Genomic DNA, 24,938 nt, shown 5'->3' with positions numbered 1-24,938 from the left:
GCCTTGACCCGGCACCACCGGCCGTGTTGGGGCTTCGGATCGGGGTGGGGGGAGGGGTCTGGGTGGGGTGCGGGTTTGGGGGTCAGCGTGCCGTTTCCGGGCCGTGGTTAGGGACCTGAAAGCCGGCGGTCCGACTTTGCCCGAGGGGACGCGGGATCACACGGTGAGCACCACCTTCCCCTTGAGGTGACCCCGCTCGAGCACCCGATGCGCGTCGGCGATGTTCGAGAACGGGAACACCTCCGCCACGTGCACCCGCAACCTGCCCGCCTCGACCAGCGCGACGAGCCCCCGCAGCGCCACCGGGTCCGGTTCGACCGCGATTCCGCTGAACCGCCGTCCGGCCGCCTCGGCCTTCGCGATCAGCTCCGCGTCCTCCTCCGCGACCGCCGTCACGAGGTGGCCTCCTGGGCGCAGCACGTCGAGCGAACGCTGGGCCGTCGAGCCGCCGATCGTGTCGAGCACCAGATCGACGTCGGCGACCACGTCGGCGAAGTCGTCGCCCACGACCTCGTCCGCGCCCAGGTCCGTGACGAACTCGCGCTTGTCCCCGCGCGCGGTGGTGATCACGTGCGCCCCCAGCGACTTCGCGATTTGGATCGCGACGTGGCCGACCCCGCCACCGCCGCCGTGGATCAGCACGCGGTCCCCCTCCGTCACGCCGCCGAGGTCGACGAGGCCCTGCCACGCCGTCAGCCCGACGATCGGCAAGGCCGCCGCCTCGACGTGGGTCAGTGACGCCGGCTTGCGCACCAGGTGCAACGCCGGCGCGGCCACGAACTCGGCGTACCCGCCCGCCGCCCGGGGGAACAGCGGCATCCCGAACACCTCGTCGCCCGGGCGGAAGCGCCACGTCTGCGCCGCCTCGACCACGCCGCTGATGTCCCAGCCCAGCACGAACGGCGGCCGGCCCAGCATGGGGAACTCGCCCGCACGAAGGCGCGGTTCCAGCGGGTTGAGCCCGATCGCCGAGACCCGGACGAGGACTTCGGTGGGCAGCGGCTGCGGGACGGGGGAGTCCACGATGGTCAGGACCTCGGGCCCGCCGTACGTGTGCTGGGTGATCATTCGCATGCCTCCACGATGATCGCCGCCACGTGGGCGTACCACCGGTGTCCCGCCGGGATTTTCCGAAAACCCGCCTAGACTGGCCACCGTGACCTGCGAGCCACTGGCCCACGGCGAGGACATCGCCCCGCACTCCCACGACTTCGGCCAGCTCAGGTACGCCGCCACCGGCGCGCTGGTCACCACGACCCGGGCCGGCACCTGGGTGGCGCCGTCGAACCGCATCACCTGGGTGCCGCCGTTCCACGTCCACAGCAGCCGCGCGCACGGCGCGACCGTCGTCCGCCTGCTCAGCGTTCCCGCGGCCCAGGCCGGGCGCCTGCCGGCGGAGCCGTCGGTGTTCACGGCCGGCGCGCTGCTGCGTGAGGCGTACCTGGCGATGCACACCGAGCCGGACGGCAGCTCGCGCGCCCGGCTGCTGCTCGAGGTCGTCCTCACCGAGCTCACCCGCGCCGGGCAGGAACCGCTGCGCCTCCCGGAACCGGCCGAGCCGCGCCTCAAGGCGGTCACCGACCTACTGCACGCCGATCCGGCGAGCCCGGCGACCCTGGCCGAGCTGGGCCGCCGGACCGGCGCGAGCGAACGCACCCTCAGCCGGCTGTTCGGCAGCGAGCTCTCGATGTCCTTCCACCAGTGGCGCACGCTGCTGCGCGTTCAGCGGTCCGTGCTCGAACTCGCCGACGGCACGTCGGTGACCGACACGGCAACGCGGCTCGGGTGGGCGAACCCGGGCAGCTTCATCGACGCCTTCACCGATCTCGTCGGCGAAACCCCCGGCCGCTACCGGGCGAAGGCGCGGGCCGCCGGCTAGCGCCGCCCCAGGCCGCGGATCAGGACCATCACCGCGTCCCGCACCTCGGCCCGGGTCCGCTGCGGCCCGAACACCTGCCAGTCCAGCGCCACCACCAGCATCGTGCCGAACAACCCGGCCGCCGCCGTCGGGATCTGCACGCCCTCCGGCAGCCGCCCCGCCGCCTCGAGCCGCGACAACTGCTGCTTCACGATCGAGATGATCTCCTCGCGCAGCAGCGAAAGCGTCCCGTGCCACTGGCCCGGCGTCCGCCACAGCTCGCTCACCAGGATCTGCGAGAACCCCGGGTACTGCGCGATGAACTCCAGCGTCGTGTCGACCTGCGCCTCGATCACGTCCAGCGGATCCGCGTCCGAGACCGCGTCGCGCAGCCGGAGGGCCAGCATGTCCACGCCGTACCGCAGCAGCGCGTCGACCAGCCCGTCCTTCGACCCGAAGTTGTAGTACACCGTGCCCTTCGCGACGCCGGCCGCGGCCGCGATGTCGTCGACCGTCAGGCCCACCAGGCCCCGGCTCTTCGAGAGCTCCAAAGTGGCCTCGAAGAGCTTCTGCTTCGTTCCCCCGCTCACAGGCTCAGCTCGGGCTTGAGCGCGGACACCGTCCAAACGCGACGCTTGCGGGCGGCCAAAGTGGACACCAGGATCCCGCCGGCCAGGTACGCCAGCAGCACGCCGATGTCGCCGAGCAGCCGTCCCGTCGACGCCCCGCTGTAGAACAGGTGGCGGAAGCCGTCGATCGCGTACCCCATCGGCAGCACCACGTGCAGCGGGTACAGCGCGTCGGGGATCGTCTGCCACGGGAACGTGCCGCCCGCGCTCACCAGCTGCAGCACCAGCAGCACCAGGCCGAGGAACTTGCCGACCGCACCGAAGAAGGCGTTGAGCGCGTGCACCACCGACGTGAACGTCAGCGACACCAGCACGGCGAACCCGATCGCCTCCAGCGGGTGGGCGATGTGGATGCCGACCAGCCACGTCACCGCGCCGAACAGGACGACCACCTGCGCGATGCCCAGCAGCGCCGAGGACAGCCAGCCGCCGACGGCGACCCGGAACGGCGCCGCGCCCGCGGTCAGCGCGCGCGTCGAAAGCGGCCGCAGGATCAGGAACAGCACGAACGCACCGATCCAGGTGGCCAGCGAGATGAAGAACGGCGCGAGACCGGCGCCGTACGTGCCCGCCGACGCCTCGCCGTTGGCGTTCACCGCCACCGGGTCCGCGATCGTGTTGGCCGTCGCCGAGCGGGTCGGGTCGTCGGGGTTCGGGATCTGCTTGAGCCCGGACGCCAGCCCGTCGCGCAGCTTCACCGCGCCGTCGGCGAGCTGGTTGGTGCCGTTGACCGCCGTCTTCTCGCCGTCGCTGAGCTTGGCCGAGCCGTCCCGCAGCTGGTTCGCGCCGTCGGACGCCTGCGCGATGCCGCTCGCCAGCTGCGGCGACGCCGCGGCGAGCTTGGCCGCGCCGTCGGACACCTGGCGGGCGCCGTCGGCCAGCTTCGCGAGGTCGCCGTTGGCCTGCTGGATCTTGCCGTTGGCCTGGTCGACGGGGGAGCGCAGCTGGTCGGCCTTGGCCAGGATCGCCTCGACCTGGGCCTCCGGCACCCCCGCGGAGCGCAGGTCCGCCTGCAGCTGGCTGCGGTAGGAGTCGAGCTTGCCCTGGATGTCGGACGACGCCGTCGCGGCGATCGAAGCGGCGTCGGCGACCTTCTGGTCACCGGCGGCCACCTGCGAAGCGCCGTTGGCGAGCTGCTGGGTCTGCGACGGCAGGGACGCGGTGGCGCTCTTGAGCGTGCCGAGGCCGGTCGCCAGCGTCGACGAGCCGTCCGCGAGCTTCGCCGCGCCGTCGGCCAGCTGCTGCTGCCCGGACTTGAGCTGCGTGGCGCCGTCGGCGAGCTGCGCGGCGCCGGTCGAGGCCTCCTGGATCTTGGCGTAGATGGTGGAGAAGCCGACCAGGAACCGGTCCGCGGCCTCGCTGCCGACCTTCTCCGCGATCGTCTTGCGGACCTGCTCGGCGACCTGCTTCGCGATCGTGCCGGACAGGTAGTTGTTGGCGTCGTTGGTGGTCAGCGTGATCGTCGCCTGCTGCGGCTGGAAGTTGCCGACCGACAGCAGCGCGGCGGAGAAGCCGCTGGGGATCCCGATGGCGAACGAGTACTTGTCGTCGCGGACGCCGTCGCGGGCCTCCTGTTCGGACACCTCGTGCCACTGGAACGTGCCGGACTTGACCAGCTCGTCGGTCACTTCGCGGCCCACGTTGCGCTCCTGGCCGCCGGCGTCCTTCGCCCCGGTGTCGCTGGTGAAGACCGCGGCGGGCAGCTTGTCGAGGCGGCCGTACGGGTCGTAGTTCGCGTACAGGTAGAAGGAGGCGTACAGCAGCGGCACCAGCACGAGCGCGACCAGCGCGAGCTTCGGCAGGGTGCCGGTGGAGAGGCGGCGCAGCTCGTTGCGCGCGATCCGGAAGGCGTTCATTCGGGGACTCCGTCAGTGCTCTCGGTGAGCTCTTCGGTGGGTTCGGGGGCGGCGCTCCCGGGGGAGGCCTCGGGGGACGCGCAGTGCTGCGGCGCGGGCTGCTCGGCCGCGCCGATGAGCGCCGGGGCGAAGGGCAGCGCGGACAGCGGGGTCGTCGCCGTCAGGACGACGACGACCAGGCCCCGCTCGGCCTGCTCGCGCGCCAGCCCGGCCCAGCTGCCGACGTCGCTCGTGTGCCGGTCGGGGGTGACGAGCACGAGCACGCGAACGCCCTTGCGCTCGGCGGCCAGTTCGGTGAGCAGCCGCGTGCGCAGCGCCGGGGTGAGGTTCTCGAAGCGCGTGCCGGCGAACGGCGCGGCGTCGTGGCCGGCGAGCCAGCGGGCGACGTCCTCCTTGCCCGCCGGGCGGTGGGCCAGCGCCAGCTCCTCGCCGGCGACCACGCGCAGGGGCAGCGCGTCGTCCGGTTCGCTGACACCCGGGGCGTCGACGACCGCGACGAGCTCGGTCAGCGGAGCGTCGGCACCTTCGGCGTGCACCGTGCCGGTGGTCGGCTTCAGCCGTCCGGCCAGCGCGAGGCCGAACGCGGTGACGCCGACGCCGGGTTCGCCGTGCACGATCGCCAGGTCGCCCTCGCCGACGATCAGGGAGGTGGGTGGCAACAAGGTGCCGTGGTGCCCCTCGAGGGACACCCGATCGGCTCGGACCTGCACGGTTTCTCCCGCTTCGCGAACTTTTGAACTGACCGGTCAGTTCAAAAACTAGTCCCGGCGGGTGGTGGCGGCAAGATCACCGGACGCACGTCACACTTGTGAGTGGCTCACCGAACAGCTGTGGCGGGGGAACTGTCGCATCCCGGCGACACCGGCGCAGCCCGGCCGGTCGGGCTGCGGTGCCCGGCACGCTCGCTCAAGGGCAGGGGCCTGTGCGGCCCGGCCGCGCGGCAGGGGCCGGGCTCGTGCTCGCCCGCGCTCATCGCAGCGCCGCCGCCGGGCGCACCTCCCACGTCGTCCACAGGGGACGGTAGCCCTGCCGGTGCCAGAACACCGAGGACAGCGGGTTGGTCGGGTTGTAGTACAGGTACGTGTGGATCGCGCCGCCGCGGTGCAGCTCCCGGTGCACGTGGGCCATCAGCGCCCGGCCGAACCCGCCGCCGCGTTCCCCGGGGAGCGTCACGACGTTGTTCACGTACCCCCAGCGCCCCGGCGGCAGCAGCTCGCCCGCTTCGCTGCCCGGGACCGCGTCGAGCCACGCGCACTGGGCGAACCCGCGCAGCTCGCCGTCCGCCTCGGCCAGCCAGACGGCCGGTTCGTCCGCGGCAAGCGCGTCACGCAGGGACGGCGCCAGCAGCTCGGCCGTGTTGTCCCGGCGCGGCGCGGCGACGAGCCCGGTGTAGTCGAACGTCGCCGTCGCCAGCTCGAGCGCCGCGGCGAAGTCGCCGGGCCCGGCCCGCCGGACGGCGACCCCTGGCACGGCGGCCGGCGGGGGCGGGGGAGCGGTGCGCACGCCGACCGCCGACAGCGGCACGAGACCGTGGTCGAGGAAGGCGCGGATCGCCTCGGCGTCCCGGCTCGGCCAGACGACCACGCACGCCGAGTCGCCACCGGTCTCCTCGGCCTCGAGCCGGCCCTTCAACGCGCGCAGCAGGACGTCCACGCCTTCGGTGCCGGTGTCGCCGAAGTACGGGAAGAGCTGCCAGGTGTCGGCGGCCGACCACAGCATCGGGACGTCGCCGGGTGCGAGCCGCTGCCGCTGCAGCACCCCGGTGACCCGCGTGCCGTTCGTGGTGGCCGCGTCGAGGCGCTCGCCTTCGGCCGGTGGTGCGGCGGGCGGCAGCAGCGCGTCGACGGCGGCGAAGCGCGCCCGGTGCGCCGCGAGCAGCGGTTCGGCGATGTCCATGGTTTCCCCCTCGGTCGGTGCGGTCAGGACCAGGCCGGGCGCCGGAGCCACATGGTCCACAGCGGACGGTAGCCCTGCCGGTGCCAGAACACCGGCGAAAGCGGGTTCGCCGGGTGGTAGAACAGGAACGTCCCGCGCACGTCGCGGCCGAGCAGGTCCCGGTGCGCGACCGCCATCAGCGCCCGGCCGACCCCGCCGCCGCGGGCCGCGGGCCCGACCGACACCGTGTCGACGTACCCCCAGCGGCCCGGCAGCAGCCTGCCGTGGACGGAGTTGCCCGGTACGGCCTCGGCCAGCGCGCAGGAGGCCATCCCGGCCGGCACGCCGCCCTCCTCCGCGAGCCAGACCAGCCCGCCGAAGCGCAGGGCGCGGACGACTTCGGCGCGCAGCAGCTCCCGCGCCCCCGGCCGCGGCACCGCGGTGCCGACCAGCGAGGTGTACCGCCACTCGGCCAGCCGCAGCTCGGTCAGCGCCTCGACGTCGCCCTCCCCGGCGCGGCGGACGCTCACCCGCGCCGGCCCCGGGTCGCCGGGCTCGCCGGTGGTCCGCACGGCCAGGCACGTCATCGGCGCGAACCCGTGCGCCAGCAGCACCGCGGACGCCTCGGCGTCGCGGCTCGGCCAGGTCACCGAGCAGGCCGAGTCCGGGCCGGCCGGCGTCCCGCGCAGCCGGTCGCGCCACGCGCCCAGCAACGCGGCCAGCCCCGCCGCGCCGCTGTCGCCCGGCACCGCGGTCAGGTCGCGGATGTCGGACGGGCCCCACAGCGTCGGCCAGGACCCCGGGGCGTGCACGACCCGGGTCAGCAGGCCGCCCGCCTTGCGCCCGCCGACCGTCACGACCAGCGGCTCGTTCGACGGCGACGGCGGGGCCGCGATCGGCGGCAGCAGCGGGTCGAGCGCGGCGAACCGCGCGTTCTGCTGGGCTTCGAGGGTGGTCACGAGCGGTGCGTGCGGAAGATCGCGGTGCCCGGGAAGAGCTTGCCGCGCAGCGGGCTCCACTGGCCCCACACCCGCGTGTGCCCGGCCGGCCACTCGGGCTCGACCAGGTCGGTCAGGGTGAACCCGGCCCCGGCCAGCGCCCGGACGTAGTCGCCGAGGGTGTGGTGGTACTCGACGTAGGTGGCGGTGCCCTCGTCGTCGACCTCGACGTACGGCGTGCGGTCGAAGTACGGCTGGGTGACGGTGAGCCCCTGCGGGCCCGGGTCGTCGGGGAAGATCCACCGCATCGGGTGCGTCACCGAGAACACCCACGGCGCGCCCGGCCGCAGCACCCGGTGGACCTCGGCGAAGACCGCGTCCACCGACGCCACGAACGGGATCGCGCCGAAGGCCGAGCAGGCCGCGTCGAAGCTGCCGGAGGCCAGCGGCAGCTGCTCGGCGTTGGCCTGCACCAGCGGGACGTCCAGGCCGGTGCGCGCGTTCCCGTCGCGGGCGTGGCGCAGCATGCCTGCCGAAAGGTCGGTCGCGACGGCGTGCGCGCCCTCGGTGGCCAGCCAGCGCGCGCAGGCGGCCTGCCCGCAGCCGACCTCCAGCACGCGCTTGCCGCGGACGTCGCCGAGCAGCCGCGCCTCGGCCTCCCGGACACCCTCCGGGCACCAGACGAAGTCGGCGTCGCCGAGGAACCCGCCGTGCTCGGCCTGGTAGTCGTCGGCGTCGGCGTCCCACCAGGCGAGGTTCGCGGCCGCGGCTTCGGCCCCGCCGACCTCGCGGTAGGCGACGGCCGCGGTGCCCAGCCGGTGTTCGGCGGCGTCGTGGCGCCCCGGCGCGGGCGCCTCCTCCGGTGGCATGATGGGGGTCTCCGGTCCCGGTGGCGCTGCTCGCCCCACCTGCGTCCTCGTGCGTGCGGTTTGCTTCCGCGAGGACCTTAGCGAGCCAGGGGGACCCTGATTGTGCCGCCTAGCGGCTGCCGCGTAGGATAAGTGTTAGCGCAGTGGGTTCGCGCTGCCTTCCGCTCAGCTTCTGGTTGGGACTCGGGTCGCGCACCGTATGCGGGGTCATGCCGCGGTCGTTCACTGGTGGACGTTTGCTTGCAGGGTCGTCGTATGCCGCCCATCGCGCCGACAACTGCCAACCCTCGATTCCCATCCACCGGAGCAACCCGCCTAATGACCACCGACACCGCCACCGCCCCGACCGCCCCCACCGGGCCCCAGCAGGTCGCCATCAACGACATCGGGTCGGAGGAAGACTTCCTCGCGGCGATCGACAAGACGATCAAGTACTTCAACGATGGCGACATCGTCGAGGGCACCATCGTCAAGGTCGACCGCGACGAGGTCCTGCTCGACATCGGCTACAAGACCGAGGGTGTCATCCCCTCGCGTGAGCTCTCCATCAAGCACGATGTCGACCCGGCTGAGGTTGTCACCGTCGGCGATGAGGTCGAAGCCCTGGTTCTCCAAAAGGAGGACAAGGAAGGCCGTCTGATCCTGTCCAAGAAGCGCGCGCAGTACGAGCGCGCCTGGGGCACGATCGAGGAGCTCAAGGAGAAGGACGAGCCCGTCAAGGGCACCGTCATCGAGGTCGTCAAGGGCGGCCTCATCCTGGACATCGGCCTGCGCGGCTTCCTCCCCGCGTCCCTGGTCGAGATGCGCCGCGTGCGCGACCTGCAGCCGTACGTCGGCCGCGAGCTCGAGGCGAAGATCATCGAGCTGGACAAGAACCGCAACAACGTGGTCCTGTCCCGCCGCGCCTACCTGGAGCAGACCCAGTCCGAGGTGCGCAGCGAGTTCCTCAACGCGCTCGCCAAGGGCCAGGTCCGCAAGGGCGTCGTGTCGTCCATCGTCAACTTCGGTGCCTTCGTGGACCTGGGTGGCGTCGACGGCCTGGTGCACGTCTCCGAGCTGTCCTGGAAGCACATCGACCACCCGTCCGAGGTCGTCGAGGTCGGCCAGGAGGTCACGGTCGAGGTCCTGGACGTCGACATGGACCGCGAGCGCGTCTCGCTGTCGCTGAAGGCGACCCAGGAAGACCCGTGGCGCCAGTTCGCCCGCACCCACGCGATCGGCCAGATCGTGCCGGGCAAGGTCACCAAGCTGGTTCCGTTCGGTGCGTTCGTCCGCGTCGAAGAGGGCATCGAGGGCCTGGTCCACATCTCCGAGCTGGCCGAGCGCCACGTGGAGATCCCGGAGCAGGTCGTCCAGGTCAACGGCGACGTCATGGTCAAGGTCATCGACATCGACCTCGAGCGCCGTCGCATCTCGCTGTCGCTGAAGCAGGCGAACGAGGGTGTCACGCCGGACACCGAGTTCGACCCGACCCAGTACGGCATGGCCGCCGAGTACGACGCCGAGGGCAACTACATCTACCCCGAAGGCTTCGACCCGGACACCCAGGAGTGGCAGGAAGGCTTCGACAAGCAGCGTGAGGAGTGGGAGCGCCAGTACGCCGAGGCGCACACCCGTTACGAGGCCCACATGAAGCAGGTCCAGAAGGCCGTCGAGGCGGACGCCGAAGCGGCGGCCGACGCGGCGACCGGCATCGAGGGTGGCGCGGAAAGCTACACCTCGGGCTCGGCCCCGGCCGACTCCAAGAGCAGCGGTGGCACCCTCGCCTCCGACGAGCAGCTCGCGGCGCTCCGCGAGAAGCTCTCCGGCGGTGCGTGAGCACTAGCTCTCTGAGCCGAACGAAGAGCCCCCGGTCCGCTGTGGACCGGGGGCTCTTCGGTTGTCCGGGTCAGTGGTGGTTGCGGAAGCCGAGGCCGGTCATCATCGCGGTGACGCCTTGGCGGTACATCGCCTCGTGCGCCTCGTCGGTCGGCGGGATGAACCAGTCCGGCAGCGGCCGCCGCGAGGCCATCAGCAGTTCGGCGCCGACCAGGCCGTGGATGGCCGTCCACAGGTGGTAGGCCGCCGACCGGGCGTCCGCACCCGGCGGGCAGACCCGCTGGACCCGCCCGATGAGCAGGCTGAACGTCGTCCGCAGCACCGCTGACCGCAGCGCCGGATCCGGGTCGAACCCGGGCACCGGGCGCTCGAACATCAGCGCGTAGCGGGTCGGGCTCTCCCGGGCGAAGTTCCGGTACTCCAGCGCGAGGTGCAGCAGGTCCGCAACGCCGTCTTCGCTCGAGGGCGGCTGGCCTTCCAGCAGCTCGCGCAGCGAATCGAAGGTGCGTTCGTACAAGGCGTCGAGCAGGCCGGTGCGGCCGCCGAAGCGGGCGTAGACCGAGAGCGTCGACGCGCCGGCCGCCTCGGCGACACCGCGCACGGTCAGCCCCGGCACGCCCCGGTCCACGAGCACGGACAGCGCGGCGTCGAGGTAGCGCTCGCGGCCACCCTGATCGGCCGGGCGCATCGGCAAGTGCCTGGTAGCCACGGCACACCCCCTTTGCGGCAGCCGGGCGCGGGGCGGCGTCCGGATCACCCACTCGCAGCAGAAGATACGATATCCGCCGCGTCTTGGGAATGCGCCGGATGTCCGGATCGGCCACCTCCCGCAACCCGAGAGGACTTCAGGCGGATGGATCACCCCCAGCCCGGCACCGTCGTCGTCACCGCGAGCGGCGACGGCACGTACACGCAAGAGGTGACCACGGCGACCCACACGCTGCTCGTCGACGAGCCGGTCGAGGCCGGGGGCGCCGACGCCGGACCGAACCCGTACGAGCTGCTGCTCGCGTCGCTGGGTTCGTGCACCGCGATCACGCTGCGGATGTACGCCGACCGCAAGGGCATCCCGCTGACCAGGGCGACGGTCCGGCTGCGCCACGACCGCATCCACGCCGAAGACTGCGCGCGCTGCGAAACCGAGCGCGGCCTGCTCAGCCGGATCACCCGCGAGATCGAGCTCGAAGGCGACCTCGACGACGATCAGCGCGCCCGGCTCATGCTGATCGCCGACAAGTGCCCGGTGCACCGGACGCTGTCGTCGGAGATCGCGATCGAGACGCGCGAAACCGGGCGCTGACCCGGCTCAGGGAGCTCAGGCGGCGCGCACGGTCACCGCGCGCGGGACGGCCGGGCTCACCGACGGCACCCAGATCCGCTCGAGCGCGGCCGCGCGAGCCCTGCGGCGGAGGCCGGCGAAGCTGTGCCTGGCCGGGACCAGCAGGGTGTTCAGCCAGGTCCGCTGGTGGCCGGCCAGTGCCTCGGCCACCGAAAGATGGACGAGGCAGTGCACCAGCCCCGGCGTGCCGAGCCGGTGCCTCCCGACGTGCTTGCTGTCCGCCATCGTTCCTCCGCGTGGGCAACGCTCTTCGCGGGCACCGTACGCACCGGCGCGGTTGCGGGTGGGTAAGCAACACGGCGTGTCCGGATATCGGTTGAGTCACGCGTCACGATCGGCTTGCGGATCACCCGCTTTTGGGGCAGGGCGACGTGGTGAACGGCGTCCACGCGCTCTGCACGACGTACAGCCGCCGGAACGGTGTGTGCCGGAAGGTGACCTGCACCCGCATGACCCCGGACAGGCAGTGTGCCGTCGGCGCGGCGACGCTCGGTGGTGCCGGCGGTGCCGCCGCGGCTTCCGGCGCGGCCACGGCAAGCCCGCCCGCGCAGAGCACGGCGGCGGCCGGTCTCCTGATCTTCGTCATGCCCACGAGTTCCCCCTCGATGACGCATCCCTGTCGGGGATGTCGACCGGACCAGGTCTCTGTTACGAGAATTTCCCACCTGTCACACAAATGGCGCAGATCCGACCGGACGTGTCCACGGCGGGTGCGACCTCGGCGTGACTAGGGTGATCGGCATGTTGCGCGTGGGGTTGACGGGTGGGATCGGGGCCGGGAAGTCGACCGTGGCGAACCGGCTCGCCGAACACGGCGCGGTGCTGGTGGACTCCGACCGGATCGCCCGCGAGGTGGTCGAGCCGGGGACCGAGGGGCTGGCCCGGCTGGTGGCGGAGTTCGGCGAGGACATCCTGGCCGCGGACGGCTCGCTCGACCGGCCCGCGCTCGCCGCGAAGGCGTTCGCCGACGACGAGTCGCGGCACCGGCTGAACGCGATCGTGCACCCGCTGGTCGGCGCCCGGACCGGGGAGCTGATGGCGGCCGCGAAGCCGGACGCGATCATCGTCCACGACATCCCGCTGCTGGTCGAAAACGGCCTCGCGACCGTCTACCACCTGGTCGTGGTCGTCGACGCGCCGGTCGAGGTGCGGGTGCGGCGGCTGGTCTCGGCCCGCGGAATGGCCGAGGAGGACGCGCGGGCGCGGATCCGGGCGCAGGCGAGCACCGAGCAGCGCCGGGCCGTCGCGGACGTCTGGCTGGACAACGGCGGCGCCGCGGACGCGGTGCTCGCCGAGGTCGACGCGCTGTGGGCGGACCGGCTGGTGCCGTTCGAGGCCAACGTCCGGCTGCGCCGGCCGCGGCCGCCGATGTCGCCGAAGATCGCCGAGTACGACCTCACCTGGCCGGCCCAGGCCGAGCGGGTGCTGGCCCGGGTCCGCGCCGTGGCGGGGGAGCTGGGCCGCCGCGCCGACCACATCGGGTCCACGGCCGTGCCCGGCCTGCCCGCCAAGGACGTCCTCGACCTGCAGCTCACGGTGTCCACATTGGACGACGCGGACACACTGGGCGGCCTGCTGGCCGACGCCGGCTTCCCCCGGCTGGAGGGCGACTGGGTCGACGACGCCCAGGACGGCACCGGGATCTGGCCCAAGCGCCTCCACGTCGGAGCCGACCCGCGGCGCCCGGTGAACCTGCACGTCCGGTCGGAGGAGACGCCGGCGTGGCGGCTCGCGCTGCTCTTCCGCGATTTCCTGCGGGCGAACCCGGACGAGCGCGACGACTACCGCGACGTCAAGCTGCGGCTGGCCGAGGCGCACGCCGCCGACGGCACGGTCGAGGCCTACGCCGATGAGAAGCAGGAGTGGGTCAACGGCGTGTTCGCCCGCGCGGAGAAGTGGGCCGCGGCCACCGGCTGGACGCCTTAGGCACGCATGTCCTCGAGCTGCGGCCGCCAGAGCGCGCCCGCCTGCCAGTACCCCTCAAATGACGGAGCTGGGTGGTCATCCCGTCGCCTGAGGCCGTCAAATCACTTTGAGCCGGGCCCGCAACCCACAGACCAACACGACCAGACGACGCAAGCTTGCGGGCCCGGCTCAAAGTGATAGGCCTCAACCAGGCGACGGGATGACCACCCAGCGGCCCACCCCCAGATGCCGAGCAGACAGCGGTAGCCGTGGTCATCCCAGAGCCTGCCCGTCCGGCGAGGACATGCTCTTCTTCCAAGCCGCGGCAGCAATGTCCCCCGCTCTACCGCGGCAGAACGGGAACAGCCGAGCAACCGCAGCCATCACGCTGCGGAGGTGAACAGGATCGTTCACCAACCGGACTCACGCATCACCCGGCTAGGCCGCGGCGCGCTCGGCGAGCGGGCGGCGGCGCAGGCCCGGGTCGTGTACCGCCGGCGGCTGGTAGTTCTGGTCGAGCGCGCCGACGTTGGTACCGGGCGGCACGATTTCGTCGATGCGGTCGAGCACGTCGTCGGTGAGCCGGACCTCGACGCCGGCCAGCAGGTCGTCGAGCTGGGGCATGGTCCGCGGACCGAGCAGCGCGCTGGTGACGCCGGGGTGGGCGATGACGAAGGCCATCGCGAGGTGGGTCATCGGCAGGCCCGCTCCGGCGGCCAGCGGAACGAGCTGCTCGACGACGTCGAGCCGGCGTTCATCGCTGAGGTGCTTGAGCAGGTGGGCCCGGCGCAGGTCGTTGTGCCCGCCCTTGCGGACGCGCCCGGTGAGCAGGCCCTGACCGAGCGGGCCCCAGATCAGCGTGCCCATGCCGAAACGCTGGGCCAGCGGCAGCACTTCGCGTTCGACGCCGCGGTTGAGCAGGGAGTAGGCCGTCTGCTCGGCGCGGAACCGCGCCAGGCTGCGGTGTTCGGCGACCCACTGGGCCTCGACGATGTCGGACGCGAGGCTCTGGGACGTGCCGATCGCGCGGACCTTGCCGGCGCGGAGCAGGTCGGTCAGCGCGGAAAGCGTTTCCTCGACGTCCGTCGCCGGATCGGTGCGGTGCAGCTGGTAGAGGTCGATGTGGTCGACCTGCAGGCGCCGCAACGAGTTCTCGACGGCGGTTACGATCCAGCGCCGGGACGCGCCCTGGTGGTGCGGGTCGTCGCCGACCTGGCGGCCGAACTTGGTGGCGAGCACGACGTCGTCGCGGCGGCCCCGCAACGCCTTGCCGACGACCTCTTCGGAGTCGCCGTAGGCGTCGGCGGTGTCGATGAAGTTGATGCCCGCGTCCAGTGCCTTGTGGATCATGCGGGCGGAGTCGTCCGGGTCGGGATTGCCGAAGGAGGTCGCGAACATCATCGCGCCGAGCGCGTACGGGCTGACCTTGATCCCGGTCCGGCCGAGGGTGCGGTACTGCATGGGTTCTCTCCCGCCGAGGTGCCGGCCGGCGCGGATGCCGTACGCTGGCCGTAAGTGGAAACCTATTCCGGAACTATACGGAAAGGCTTTCCGGTTAGGCAACCGAGAGGGGCGATGTGACCCAGGAGACCCGGCGTCGGCGCGCCGACGCCCAGCGCAACGTCGAGGCCTTGATCGAGGCGGCGCGGACGGTCTTCGACACCTCCGGCGTGGACGCCCCGGCCAAGGAGATCACCGACCTCGCCGGCGTCGGCGTCGGCACGCTGTACCGGCACTTCCCCCAGCGCTCGGACCTGGTCAAGGCCGTCGTGCGGACCGGGATCGACGCCGTCGCCGACGCCGGCCCCGAGCTGAGCGCCGCCCACCCGCCGGAGCGGGCGCTGGCGCTCTGGATCGACCGGTTCGTCGGGCTCCTCGAGACCAAACGCGGGCTGGCCTCGGCCCTGCACTCGGGCGATCCGGCGTTCGAAGGGCTGCCCGGCTACTTCATGGAGCGGCTGGGTCCCACGCTCACGGCCCTGCTCGACGCGGCGGCCGCCGACGGTGCGATCCGCGGCGACCTCGGCGCCGAGGACCTCCTGCACGCGATCGCGTTGTTGTGCCGGCCGGTACCCGGCCGCGAGCCGGGGCAGGCCAGGCGCATGGTCGCCGTCCTCGTCGACGGCCTCCGCTACGGCGCCGGCTGAAGGTCGGCGAGGCGGGCCGATCAGGGGTGGCGCCGCCAGGTCAGCGTGATGTCGAGGGTGGCCAGCCAGGCGGCGAGGTCGTAGCCGTGCGCGGCCAGCCCTTCGACGGCGGTGTAGGTGGTCTTCAGCGCGTACTCGGCGTCCGCGGCGGTGACCAGGCCCGCTCCGAGGGCCTCCAGGAGCTCGTCGGTGTCGATGACCTTCAGGGAGAGCTTGTCCTTGAGCACGATGTCGACGTAGAGGTCCGTGGCGACCCAGTGGGGGCCGTCGCGGTGGACGCGGACGACGTCGAGGTAGAAGTCCTGGTCGCGCTCGTGGCCGGGGGAGAACCAGAAGTCGGTGAAGCGTAGGCCGAGCTCGGGCACCAGCCACGACTCGAGGTAGTGGAACTGGGCGCGGCCCGGGGTCGGGCGGGCGAGGTACAGGCCGAACGGCTCCTCGCGGAACTCCTCCACCTCCCGCAGGATGCCCTTCGGGTCGATGTTCGCGCGCGCGGCGGGGTCGAAGACCTCGACCTTCGGGGGGTGCAGTGCGGCCATGCGGGTCATCCTGCCGGGCCGGTCACGAAACGCGAACTCCCGCCACCGGCGTCACGCATTCGGGCTAAGGTGCGCCGAGGGTCGGGAACGAGGGGGAAACCGGGGATGTTCGGGATCATCAGGCCGTGCCGGCACCGGCTGGCCGAACGCCTGCACGAGGACTGGCTGGCCCACCTGTGCGGGCTGTGCCTCACGCTGCGCGACGAACACGGCCAGTTCGCCCGGGTGGTCACCAACTACGACGGGTTGATCATCTCCGTGCTGGTCGAGGCGCAGACGCCCCGCGCGGACGGCCGCCGCGAAGCGGGCCCGTGCCCCCTGCGGGGGATGCGGACGGCCTCGGTGGCCCGCGGCGAGGGCGCCCAGCTGGCGGCGGCGGTGTCGTTGGTACTGGCGGCGGCCAAGGTCGGCGACCACGTCGAGGACGGCGACGGTGCGTTCGCTCGTCGTCCGGTGGCCGCGGCGGCGCGGCGGGTCGCGGCCCACTGGACTTCGCAGGGGCGCCGCACGGGCGGCCAGGTGGGGTTCGACACGACGGTGCTGACGGAGGCGGTCGAGGGCCAGGGCGCGCTGGAGTCATCGGTGCGGCTGGGCGACTCACCGCTCCTGGCGACGGAACCGGCCGAGCGGGCCACGGCGGCGGCGTTCGCGCGCACGGCGGAGCTGGCGGGCAAGCCAGGCAACGCGCTGGCGCTCGCCGAGGCGGGCCGCCTGTTCGGGCGCGTGGCACACCTGCTGGACGCGGTCGAGGACTACCCGGCGGACGCGGCGGCCGGGGCGTGGAACCCGTTGCTGGCGACGGGAACGGGCCCGGAGGAGGCCCGCCGGCTGTGCGACGACGCGGTGCTGGGGGTGGAGCTGGCGTTGCGCGAGGCGGAGTTCGCCGAGCCGGCGCTGGTGCACGCGTTGCTGGTCCACGAGCTGAGGCAGGCGGTGCGAAGGGCTTTCGGCCACGGCTTTTCCCACGGCGGCTTGTCCCACGGCCACGGTGCTGGCCACAGCCACAGCCACAGCCACAGCCGCAGCCACAGCCGCAGCCACAGCCGCAGCCGCAGCCGCAGCCACAGCCGCAGCCGCAGCCACGGCCGCAGCCACGGCCCGGGGCCGGCTGGAAGCCCGGCTCCCGAGTCGAGCGCACCACCGGAGCGCGGCTCGTGGCCGGCCGGCCCGGTTGGACAGCAGCCGCCGCCCGGGTGGATCGGGCCGGGGCCCACTCCGCCGCAGCATCCGCACCAGCAGCCGCCGGGCTGGATCGGGCGCGGTCCGGCTCCTCAACAGCACCCGCACCAGGTACCGCCCGGCTGGAACGGGTCTCCGCAGCCGCACGGGTTCCCGCCGCCGGGTCCGGTCCCGCCGCCGGGCGCTCCCGGAGGCGGCGGCCCAGGCGGTCCGAACGGCCCCGGCGGCCGCGGTCCCGGCGGCCCGGGTGGACCCGGTGGCCCGGGTGGACCCGGTGGCCCGGGTGGACCCGGTGGCCCGGGTGGTCCCGGCGGCCCAGGAGGTCCCGGTGGTCCAGGCGGCCCCAAAGACCCCAAGGACCCCGGCGACTCCGGCAAGAGCGACAAGCCCGAGTTCCACGACGGCAAAGGCGGCGGCCTCTGGTACCCGAAGTTCGCCGTCCCGCCGAAGAAGCGCAACTTCTTCCTCGGCTGCGCCCTCACCCCCTACATGTGCTGCACCTGCCAGTTCTGCTGCCGCGATCCCTACCCTGGCCCGTGGAGCGGAAAGCCCGTGAGCACGTGCGACGGGTGCGACTGCGGCTGTGACGGTTGTTGCGACTGTTGCAGCTGTTGCGACTGCAGCTGCTGAAGAGGGAGAACCATGACCGACCCGATGGCCCACCTCAACGACCGGGGCCGCGAGAACTTCGCCGAGCTCGTCGAAGGCGGCGAAGCCCGCCTCGACGCGCTCTTCGCCACCGTCCCGGCGCTGGGCGAGCTGGCCGTCGGCACGGTCTACGGCCACCTGCACGAACGCCCGGCCCTCGACGCCCGCACGCGCGAAGCCGCGACCCTCGCCGCCATCGTCGCGGCCGGCACGGTGGGGCCGCCGCTGAGCGTCCACCTCCGTACCGGCCTCGCCTCCGGGCTGTCGCCGGCCGAGATCTGCGAAGTCGTCGTCCAAACCGCGGCCTTCGCCGGCTTCCCGCGTGCGGTTTCCGCCGCCGACCAGCTGAACCGCCTCTTCGAAGGCCACGGCCTGCCGATCCCGCCCCCGCCTTCGCCGCGCGAGGTCGTTCTCGCGCACCTCGCGGCGCCGGAAGGCGAGGTCGCCGACGTGCTGGCGGAGTTCCCGCGCACCGAGGTCCAGGCGACCGGTCCCGACCGGGTGCTGGTTTCGTGCTTCACCGACGACCCCCTCCCCGGCGCGGTCCTCCACTGCGTCGTCGAGGGCGCCGCTGTCACCTCCGTCACGGTGTTCCGCCCCCGCTGACCAGGGCCGACGGAAATTGTCGGTGGGTCGGCCTACTCTGGTCCACGTGGCTTTCGCAACCGAACACCCCGTACTCGCCCAGTCCGACTTCCGGCCCGTCTCGGAGATCCCGCGGACCGGCGGCCGGTTCGAGGTGGTCAGTGACTACCAGCCCGCCGGCGACCAGCCGGCGGCCATCGACGAGCTCGAACGCCGGATCAAGGCGGGCGAGAAGGACGTCGTGCTGCTCGGCGCCACCGGCACCGGCAAGTCGGCGACGACGGCGTGGCTGATCGAGCGCGTCCAGCGGCCGACGCTGGTCATGGCGCCGAACAAGACCCTCGCCGCCCAGCTGGCGAACGAGCTGCGCGAGCTCTTCCCGCACAACGCGGTCGAGTACTTCGTCAGCTACTACGACTACTACCAGCCCGAGGCGTACATCGCGCAGACGGACACCTACATCGAGAAGGACTCGTCGATCAACGACGACGTCGAGCGGCTGCGGCACTCGGCGACCATGAACCTGCTCTCGCGGCGGGACGTCATCGTGGTCGCCAGTGTCTCGTGCATCTACGGCCTGGGCACACCGCAGTCGTACCTGGACCGCTCCTCGAAGCTCACGGTCGGCATGCAGCTCGACCGGGACGTCTTCCTGCGGGCGCTGGTCGACGTGCAGTACACGCGCAACGACATCGCCTTCGCGCGCGGCACGTTCCGCGCCCGGGGCGACACGGTCGAGATCATCCCGGCGTACGAGGAGCTGGCGATCCGCGTCGAGTTCTTCGGCGACGAGGTCGAGAAGCTGTACTACCTGCACCCACTGACCGGCGACATCGTCAAGGAGGTCGACGAGGTCCGGATCTTCCCGGCGACGCACTACGTGGCCGGACCGGAGCGGATGGAAAAGGCGATCCAGGGCATCGAGAAGGAGCTCGAGGAGCGGCTCGCCGAACTGGAGCGGCAAGGCAAGCTCCTGGAGGCGCAGCGGCTGCGGATGCGCACGGCCTACGACATCGAGATGATGCGCCAGGTCGGCTTCTGCTCCGGCATCGAGAACTACTCGCGCCACATCGACGGCCGCGGTCCCGGCTCGGCGCCGGCGACGCTGATCGACTACTTCCCGGAAGACTTCCTGCTGGTGATCGACGAGTCGCACCAGACGGTCCCGCAGATCGGCGGCATGTACGAAGGCGACATGTCGCGCAAGCGCAACCTGGTCGAGTACGGCTTCCGGCTGCCGAGCGCGGTCGACAACCGGCCGCTGACCTGGGAGGAGTTCTCCGACCGGATCGGCCAGACGGTGTACCTGTCGGCGACACCGGGGCCGTACGAGATGGGCCAGGCGGGCGGCGAGTTCGTCGAGCAGGTGATCCGGCCGACGGGCCTGGTCGACCCGAAGGTGGTCGTGAAGCCGACCGAGGGCCAGATCGACGACCTGGTGCACGAGATCCGCGAGCGGGCGGACCGCGACGAGCGCGTCCTGGTCACCACGCTGACGAAGAAGATGGCCGAGGACCTGACGGACTACCTGCTGGAGCTGGGCATCCGGGTGCGCTACCTGCACTCGGAGGTCGACACGCTGCGCCGGGTCGAGCTGCTGCGCCAGCTGCGGGCGGGCGACTTCGACGTACTGGTCGGCATCAACCTGCTGCGCGAGGGTCTCGACCTGCCGGAGGTCTCGCTGGTGGCGATCCTCGACGCGGACAAGGAGGGCTTCCTCCGGAGCGGCACGTCGCTGATCCAGACGATCGGCCGCGCGGCGCGAAACGTCTCGGGCGAGGTCCACATGTACGCGGACAAGATCACCGATTCGATGCAGCACGCGATCGAGGAGACGGACCGCCGCCGCGAAAAGCAGGTGGCGTACAACAAGGAGCGCGGCGTCGACCCGCAGCCGCTGCGCAAGAAGATCGCGGACATCCTCGACCGGGTGTACAGCGAAGCGGAGGACACGGAGCAGGTCTCGGTGGGCGGCTCGGGCCGCAACTCCTCCCGCGGCAAGAAGCCGGAGCAGGGCGATCGCGTCCGCAGCTCGGGAATGCTGGTGGACAAGGACGTGTCGGCCATGCCGCGCGCCCAGCTGGCAGACCTGATCCAGCAGATGACCGACCAGATGATGCAGGCGGCCCGAGACCTGCAGTTCGAGCTGGCGGCGCGGCTGCGTGACGAGATCTCGGACCTGAAGAAGGAGCTGCGAGGCATGGACGCGGCCGGGATCAAGTAGCGGCCGGGGCAGGGCACGGGCAGGAGGGGAGAGGCCGCCGCCGGGGCCGGGCAGGAAGGGGAGGGCCGCCAAGGCCCGGAGGGCGGCCGAGACCGGGAGCGCGACCGGGGCCGGGAGGGCCACCGGGGCTGGGATGGCGACCGGGGCCGGAGGCCGGGAAGACCGCCGCCGGGGCCGGGCAGGAAGGGGGGCCGCCAGGGCCCGGAGGGCGGCTGAGACCGGGAGCGCGACCGGGGCCGGGAAGGCGACCGGGGCCGGAGGCCGGGAAGACCGCCGCGGACGAAGGGCGGGGAGGTGGCTGAGTGAATCCGGCCCCGCTCCGCTCACTCCGCCCGGGTCCCCGGCTCGCACTGGTGCCCAGTCGAGGCGGCGCGTTCCGCTGCCGCATTCCGCCTGCCCCGGCCCGAACCCGCTACGCATCCACCCGAAACGACCCGCGCGAACAGGAACCGGCAGCCACACCCCACCCGGCATCCCGATCCGAAGCCCCAACACGGCCGGCGGCGCCGGGTCAAGGCACGCTTTCCCGCCTTGACGCGGTGTCGCCGGCCGTAGTCACAATGGGGCATCGGGATGAAGGGGCATCCCAACGCCGGCTAACCGCGAACACCACAGCGCCGAACTTCCGAAAAGGCTGCCGCTCGGCAGCGCCACCCAACGCCAATCGCCCCAGGCTCACTCCGGCGCAGGCGCAGCCTCATCCGGCTGCAGCATCCCGAAAACATTCCCCTCGGTATCCTTGCAATAAGCCAACCACCCCACCCCCGGCACCGGGTTCTTCGGCAGCGCCAGCGTCCCGCCCGCCCGGTTCACGTCACCGAGCGACTCATCCAGATTCGCCACCTCGATCGTGTTGACGAAACCGTGGATCGGAGCCGACGCCTCGGGTGCCGGGCCTTGGCGGGGGAGCAAACCTCCGTCTATTCCGGCGCCTTCCCCGGTCGTGATCATCCAGTAGGGCACGTCGCCCCAGCGCTCGAACTTCCAGCCGAACACCGCTGTGTAGAACGCCACCGCTCGTTCGGGGTCGCCCGCGTGGATCTCGAAGTGGACGGGACGAGGCATGCGCGCCTCCTCAGGCCGGGCCGTCAGGGTGTGGTGAGAGTACGCCCGGCCTGAGAAAAGTTACAGTCGCGCTCGCGGTGTCAGGTCCGCGTCGAAGTCCGGGAAGCCCGCCGGGGCCGAGCGTGCCGCGAACGACGACACCGGTGGCAGGCCCGCCCAGCGCCGGATCGTCGCCGTGGCCGCCGCCGCTTCGGGCGGGGTCAGCTGGGCGATCTTCGACCCGTGGTTGCCGCCCTGGACGTAGTACCGGTAGGAATCGCGGCTGCCGAAGCCCAGCTCGAACGGCTCCGCGCCCCACGGGTCGTCGGACCCGTAGACGAACAGCAGGCGGGTGCCGCGGGACTTCACCCAGAAGTCGATGTCGGGCATCGCCAGGTAGTCGAAGCCCGGCAGGCGGATCGACGACGGCACGAACGTCTTCGGCTGGTCGGCGCCGGGGTAGCGCAGCAGGTCGCGGAGGTACCCGTCGTACGCCTCGGGCGCACCCAGCTGCACCGCCGCCTGGTAGTAGTACGGGATGTACGGCGCCAGGTCCTGGTCGGAGTAGGTGTTGAGGCTCTCCACCTTCTCGTACCAGGCGTAGACGTCGGCCGCGGGCGCGCCCGCCGGCGGCACCGTCGCGCAGTCCGCCTGCTTCTGGTACTGCCAGAACGCGAAGTACGAGTCGATCACCGAAATCTCGAGGGACTTGTCGGCCGACCCGACGATCGAGAACGTCAGCCCGCGCTGCGCCGCGTCCGCCGCGGCGATCGCCCCCAGCTCGTCACGCCGCTTCAACGCATCGCGCTGGATCGCCTTCAGCGCGGCGCGGCACGCCGGGTCGGTGCCCACGCGCGAGAGGAACCGGTTGTAGACGTCGACCGGGTCGATGACGTCGTTGGGGGCGACGTACGGGATCGTCGCGTCGACGTCGTCGGGGAAGAACCGCCGGAAGTACGTCGCGGTCATGCCGCCCTTGCTGCCGCCCGTGGCCAGCCACTTGCCCGGGTAGATCGCCTTGAACGCCTGCACCGCGCGGTGCTCGTCCGCGGCGGCCTGCCAGATCGTCAGCTGCTTCGCCCAGTTCTCCGGCTCCGGCCGCGAAGGCGTGAAGTAGCGGTACTCCATCGACAGCTGGTTGCCGTCGACGATCTGCGTCGGCTCCGAGCGGTTCGGCGAGCCGCTCACGTTGTAGCCGCTGGTGAAGGCGACCGTCGGGGCGGCGAAGTCGCGGTGCAGCAACGTGAACCGCTGCTGGAACGTGCCCGCGCCGGGGTGTCGGTGGTCGGCGGGCTGGGTGTAGGTCAGCTTGAAGAACCGGAACCCGGCCGGCGCCGCGTCCTCGGAGACGACCGTCAGCCCCGGGATCCGCTGCAGCTGCGCCTTGATGTCGGGGGCCGCCGTGGCCGCCGGCGCCAGGCCGGCCAGTGCGAGCAGGACCGCACCCGCGGTGAAAAGTCTGCGCATCGAGCACCCTCCCGGCACACCGAACCCCGACCCGAACTCCGACCCGAACTCTCCGTGGGACCCTCACAGAACCGGCGCCGGTCGGCAATCGGCTGTCCGGGCGCAGAATCCGTCAAGATCCGACTTTCGGCGGGTGGCGCCGCGTCCTCCGGCGTGCGCAACCGCGGGCACCGTGTGAGTTGTCCGCGTGATCCGGCCCGGGCTACGGTCCGATCCCGTAGGCACCGTCATCGAGCGAGGGGTCCGCCATGAAGGTTTCCGACTGCCCCACGACGCAGGTCGAAGTCCGCATCGAAGCCTTGCCGGCCGAGGTCTGGTCCTGGCTGCTGGACATCGACCTGCCGGCCCGGTTCTCCACCGAGTTCCAGGGCGGCGGCTGGGTCGAGGGCGCCGAACCCGGCCTCGGTGCGCGGTTCCGCGGCCGCAACTCCCACCCGGTCGCCGGGGAGTGGGAGACGGTTTCGACGGTGACCGGCTACGAACCCGGGCGGTTGTTCGCCTGGGCCGTGGAGGACGTGACGATCCCCGCTGCCTCGTGGCGCTTCGAGCTCGTTCCGGACGGCGACGGCACGATCCTGCGCCAGTGGGCCCAGATCGGCCCCGGCCCGTCCAACCTCACGACCATCATCGGCTCGATGCCCGAACACGAAGACGAGATCGTCGCGATGCGGCTCGGCGAGCTGCAGGCCAACATGCAGAAGACCGTCGAGGGCATCAAGGCGCTCGCCGAAAGCGGTGTGCACGCCGCCTAGCGGAGCACTTTGTCCACATAGGATTTGACGGCGGCGAGTGCCTCGGGGGACTGCCACAGCCGCTCCACCCCTGGGTCGTCCGAGTGGCGGTATTCGGCGATCCGCTCGTGGAAGGGCTGCCGGATCTGGGCCTTCGTGTGGGCGAACGGCTCGGCGGGCAGCTCGCCGAGCCGGGCCGCGACCGCGACGGCCCGCTCGAGCACCTCCTCCGGCAGGGCCTGCTCGTCGGCCAGCCCGCGCGCCAGCGCCTCGCCACCGCCCCAGGTTTCACCCGTGTAGGTGAGTTCGGGCAGCCGAGCAGTTCCGTACGTGCAGCGCAGGATCTCCAGCGCGGCCAACGGGAACGGCAGCCCGACGAGCAGCTCGGTCACGCCGATCCGGCCGGCACCCAGCACCCGGTGGTCGCAGGCCGCGGCGAGCACCGCCCCGCCGGCGATGGCGTGCCCGTTGAGGGCGGCGACCACCGGCCGCGGGCAGCCGAACACCGCCAGCAAGGCGTCGGACAGCAGCGGCAGGAACTCCGCCACGTACGGTGCCCCGCCCGCGTCGAGCCGCTTGAGGTCGACGCCCGCGCAGAAGATGCCGCCGGTCCCGGTGAGCACCACGGCGCGGGCCTGCTCGGCGTCCTCGATCCGCCGCACCAGCTCCCGGCACGAGTCCGTGTCGAGGGTGTTGCCCCGGCCGTGGTCGATCCGGAGCACGGCGACGTCGCGGCGGCTGTCCAGGGTGATCGGCACGCACCCGACCGTACCGCGGCGTGTCGGGCCGGTCAGGTCCTGCCGCTCAACCGGACGACGCCGAAGTGCTCCCGCCGCGCGAGTCCGGCGACCTCGTCGAGGGTCGGCAGCCGGCCGAGCGGGAACTTGAGGCCGATCATCCGGGCGGCGCGGCGCATGCCGAGCTCGGTCATCCGGTCCAGGTAGGTCCGCGCGATCTCGGCTTCGTCCTCGACGAGCACTCCGCGCATCGGCGTCGTCCGGCCGGCCAACGTGACGTCGACGTCCGCGCCGCCGCGGAAGTTGAACCGCCAGCCCGCCGGCGTCAGCGAGCACAGCCCGCCGGCGTCGCGGTGCGCGGTGACCGGCACGCGGTAGTGCCGCCCGGTCCGGCGGCCGTCGAAGGCGAGCAGCATGAACTCGCCGACACTCCGGCCGAGCGGACTGGGCAGCACCCGGCGCAACACCACGTTCATCGTCTTCACCAGCGGCGCGGGCGGCTGGTGCCATTCCACCACGGTGGTCATTCCCGCAGCGTACGCCGCCCGCG

General features: G+C 72.2%; 25 protein-coding genes. 9 read left to right on the top strand and 16 right to left on the bottom strand.

Annotated features, from left to right (window positions below):
- Positions 1-156 precede the first annotated feature (156 nt).
- Positions 157-1,074, bottom strand: a complete 918-nt coding sequence (locus ACWEGE_RS20965; protein ID WP_449662115.1) for an NADP-dependent oxidoreductase — start codon at positions 1,072-1,074, stop codon at positions 157-159.
- A gap of 82 nt (positions 1,075-1,156) precedes the next feature.
- On the opposite strand from ACWEGE_RS20965, the gene ACWEGE_RS20960 reads away from it, so the two are divergent.
- Positions 1,157-1,879: an AraC family transcriptional regulator gene (locus ACWEGE_RS20960; RefSeq protein ID WP_449662114.1), complete on the top strand. Its 723-nt coding sequence runs from the start codon at positions 1,157-1,159 to the stop codon at positions 1,877-1,879.
- Here the strand turns inward: ACWEGE_RS20960 and ACWEGE_RS20955 are convergent.
- From ACWEGE_RS20955 to ACWEGE_RS20930, 6 genes are all read right to left on the bottom strand, one after another.
- Entirely contained in the window at positions 1,876-2,448 is a 573-nt protein-coding gene (locus ACWEGE_RS20955; protein WP_449662113.1) for a TetR/AcrR family transcriptional regulator, read from the bottom strand. The genes ACWEGE_RS20960 and ACWEGE_RS20955 overlap by 4 nt on opposite strands.
- Complete coding sequence (locus tag ACWEGE_RS20950; protein ID WP_449662112.1) at positions 2,445-4,343, bottom strand: YhgE/Pip family protein; 1,899 nt, start codon at positions 4,341-4,343, stop codon at positions 2,445-2,447. The genes ACWEGE_RS20955 and ACWEGE_RS20950 overlap by 4 nt, the downstream gene beginning before the upstream one ends.
- Positions 4,340-5,053, bottom strand: coding sequence for an ABC transporter ATP-binding protein (locus ACWEGE_RS20945; RefSeq protein WP_449662111.1), 714 nt, complete (start codon positions 5,051-5,053; stop codon positions 4,340-4,342). Before ACWEGE_RS20945 ends, ACWEGE_RS20950 begins: the two co-directional genes overlap by 4 nt.
- Positions 5,054-5,312: 259 nt before the next feature.
- Positions 5,313-6,239: a GNAT family N-acetyltransferase gene (locus ACWEGE_RS20940; RefSeq protein WP_449662110.1), complete on the bottom strand. Its 927-nt coding sequence runs from the start codon at positions 6,237-6,239 to the stop codon at positions 5,313-5,315.
- A 23-nt stretch (positions 6,240-6,262) separates the two neighbouring features.
- Positions 6,263-7,177: a GNAT family N-acetyltransferase gene (locus tag ACWEGE_RS20935; RefSeq protein ID WP_449662109.1), complete on the bottom strand. Its 915-nt coding sequence runs from the start codon at positions 7,175-7,177 to the stop codon at positions 6,263-6,265.
- Entirely contained in the window at positions 7,174-8,025 is an 852-nt protein-coding gene (locus ACWEGE_RS20930; RefSeq protein ID WP_449662108.1) for a class I SAM-dependent methyltransferase, read from the bottom strand. The genes ACWEGE_RS20935 and ACWEGE_RS20930 overlap by 4 nt, the downstream gene beginning before the upstream one ends.
- A gap of 318 nt (positions 8,026-8,343) precedes the next feature.
- On the opposite strand from ACWEGE_RS20930, the gene rpsA reads away from it, so the two are divergent.
- Complete coding sequence (gene rpsA / locus ACWEGE_RS20925; protein ID WP_003098851.1) at positions 8,344-9,843, top strand: 30S ribosomal protein S1; 1,500 nt, start codon at positions 8,344-8,346, stop codon at positions 9,841-9,843.
- A 70-nt stretch (positions 9,844-9,913) separates the two neighbouring features.
- On the opposite strand, the gene ACWEGE_RS20920 is transcribed toward rpsA, so the two are convergent.
- Complete coding sequence (locus ACWEGE_RS20920; RefSeq protein ID WP_449662280.1) at positions 9,914-10,531, bottom strand: TetR/AcrR family transcriptional regulator; 618 nt, start codon at positions 10,529-10,531, stop codon at positions 9,914-9,916.
- Between the two features lie 165 nt (positions 10,532-10,696).
- Here ACWEGE_RS20920 and ACWEGE_RS20915 point away from each other — a divergent pair, with 165 nt between their 5' ends.
- Entirely contained in the window at positions 10,697-11,143 is a 447-nt protein-coding gene (locus ACWEGE_RS20915) for an OsmC family protein (RefSeq protein WP_449662107.1), read from the top strand.
- Positions 11,144-11,158: 15 nt separating this feature from the next.
- On the opposite strand, the gene ACWEGE_RS20910 is transcribed toward ACWEGE_RS20915, so the two are convergent.
- Positions 11,159-11,407, bottom strand: a complete 249-nt coding sequence (locus tag ACWEGE_RS20910) for a hypothetical protein (RefSeq protein ID WP_449662106.1) — start codon at positions 11,405-11,407, stop codon at positions 11,159-11,161.
- 121 nt (positions 11,408-11,528) lie between these two features.
- Entirely contained in the window at positions 11,529-11,768 is a 240-nt protein-coding gene (locus ACWEGE_RS20905) for a hypothetical protein (RefSeq protein ID WP_449662105.1), read from the bottom strand.
- 155 nt (positions 11,769-11,923) lie between these two features.
- Here ACWEGE_RS20905 and coaE point away from each other — a divergent pair, with 155 nt between their 5' ends.
- A complete protein-coding gene (gene coaE / locus ACWEGE_RS20900; protein WP_449662104.1) occupies positions 11,924-13,108 on the top strand; it encodes a dephospho-CoA kinase in 1,185 nt (394 codons plus the stop codon).
- 417 nt (positions 13,109-13,525) lie between these two features.
- Here coaE and ACWEGE_RS20895 read toward each other — a convergent pair whose 3' ends face one another.
- Positions 13,526-14,548, bottom strand: a complete 1,023-nt coding sequence (locus ACWEGE_RS20895) for an aldo/keto reductase (protein WP_449662103.1) — start codon at positions 14,546-14,548, stop codon at positions 13,526-13,528.
- A gap of 116 nt (positions 14,549-14,664) precedes the next feature.
- On the opposite strand from ACWEGE_RS20895, the gene ACWEGE_RS20890 reads away from it, so the two are divergent.
- Positions 14,665-15,234, top strand: coding sequence for a TetR/AcrR family transcriptional regulator (locus tag ACWEGE_RS20890; protein ID WP_449662102.1), 570 nt, complete (start codon positions 14,665-14,667; stop codon positions 15,232-15,234).
- A gap of 20 nt (positions 15,235-15,254) precedes the next feature.
- Here ACWEGE_RS20890 and ACWEGE_RS20885 read toward each other — a convergent pair whose 3' ends face one another.
- Entirely contained in the window at positions 15,255-15,773 is a 519-nt protein-coding gene (locus ACWEGE_RS20885; protein ID WP_449662101.1) for a DUF402 domain-containing protein, read from the bottom strand.
- Between the two features lie 105 nt (positions 15,774-15,878).
- Here ACWEGE_RS20885 and ACWEGE_RS20880 point away from each other — a divergent pair, with 105 nt between their 5' ends.
- From ACWEGE_RS20880 to uvrB, 3 genes are read left to right on the top strand one after another with little or no spacing between them, the layout of a single operon-like run.
- A complete protein-coding gene (locus ACWEGE_RS20880) occupies positions 15,879-17,582 on the top strand; it encodes a DUF5685 family protein (RefSeq protein ID WP_449662100.1) in 1,704 nt (567 codons plus the stop codon).
- Positions 17,583-17,594: 12 nt separating this feature from the next.
- Positions 17,595-18,206 carry a carboxymuconolactone decarboxylase family protein gene (locus ACWEGE_RS20875; RefSeq protein WP_449662099.1) on the top strand — a complete coding sequence of 204 codons (612 nt, stop codon included), beginning with the start codon at positions 17,595-17,597 and terminating at the stop codon, positions 18,204-18,206.
- A 46-nt stretch (positions 18,207-18,252) separates the two neighbouring features.
- A complete protein-coding gene (gene uvrB / locus ACWEGE_RS20870; RefSeq protein WP_449662098.1) occupies positions 18,253-20,409 on the top strand; it encodes an excinuclease ABC subunit UvrB in 2,157 nt (718 codons plus the stop codon).
- A gap of 675 nt (positions 20,410-21,084) precedes the next feature.
- Here uvrB and ACWEGE_RS20865 read toward each other — a convergent pair.
- Entirely contained in the window at positions 21,085-21,474 is a 390-nt protein-coding gene (locus tag ACWEGE_RS20865) for a VOC family protein (protein WP_449662097.1), read from the bottom strand.
- A 60-nt stretch (positions 21,475-21,534) separates the two neighbouring features.
- On the bottom strand, positions 21,535-22,920 hold the full coding sequence (locus ACWEGE_RS20860; protein ID WP_449662096.1) for a S28 family serine protease: 1,386 nt from the start codon (positions 22,918-22,920) through the stop codon (positions 21,535-21,537).
- Between the two features lie 248 nt (positions 22,921-23,168).
- On the opposite strand from ACWEGE_RS20860, the gene ACWEGE_RS20855 reads away from it, so the two are divergent.
- Positions 23,169-23,672: an SRPBCC family protein gene (locus ACWEGE_RS20855; protein WP_449662095.1), complete on the top strand. Its 504-nt coding sequence runs from the start codon at positions 23,169-23,171 to the stop codon at positions 23,670-23,672.
- Here the strand turns inward: ACWEGE_RS20855 and ACWEGE_RS20850 are convergent.
- Together ACWEGE_RS20850 and ACWEGE_RS20845 are read right to left on the bottom strand one after the other, a co-directional pair.
- Complete coding sequence (locus ACWEGE_RS20850; protein ID WP_449662094.1) at positions 23,669-24,409, bottom strand: enoyl-CoA hydratase/isomerase family protein; 741 nt, start codon at positions 24,407-24,409, stop codon at positions 23,669-23,671. The two genes, ACWEGE_RS20855 and ACWEGE_RS20850, sit on opposite strands and share 4 nt — an antisense overlap.
- Before the next feature lie 32 nt (positions 24,410-24,441).
- Positions 24,442-24,915: a hypothetical protein gene (locus ACWEGE_RS20845; protein WP_449662093.1), complete on the bottom strand. Its 474-nt coding sequence runs from the start codon at positions 24,913-24,915 to the stop codon at positions 24,442-24,444.
- Positions 24,916-24,938 lie beyond the last annotated feature (23 nt).

This window comes from Amycolatopsis sp. NPDC004747 (assembly GCF_053601335.1).
This window is presented reverse-complemented; position numbering and strand designations above follow the sequence as displayed.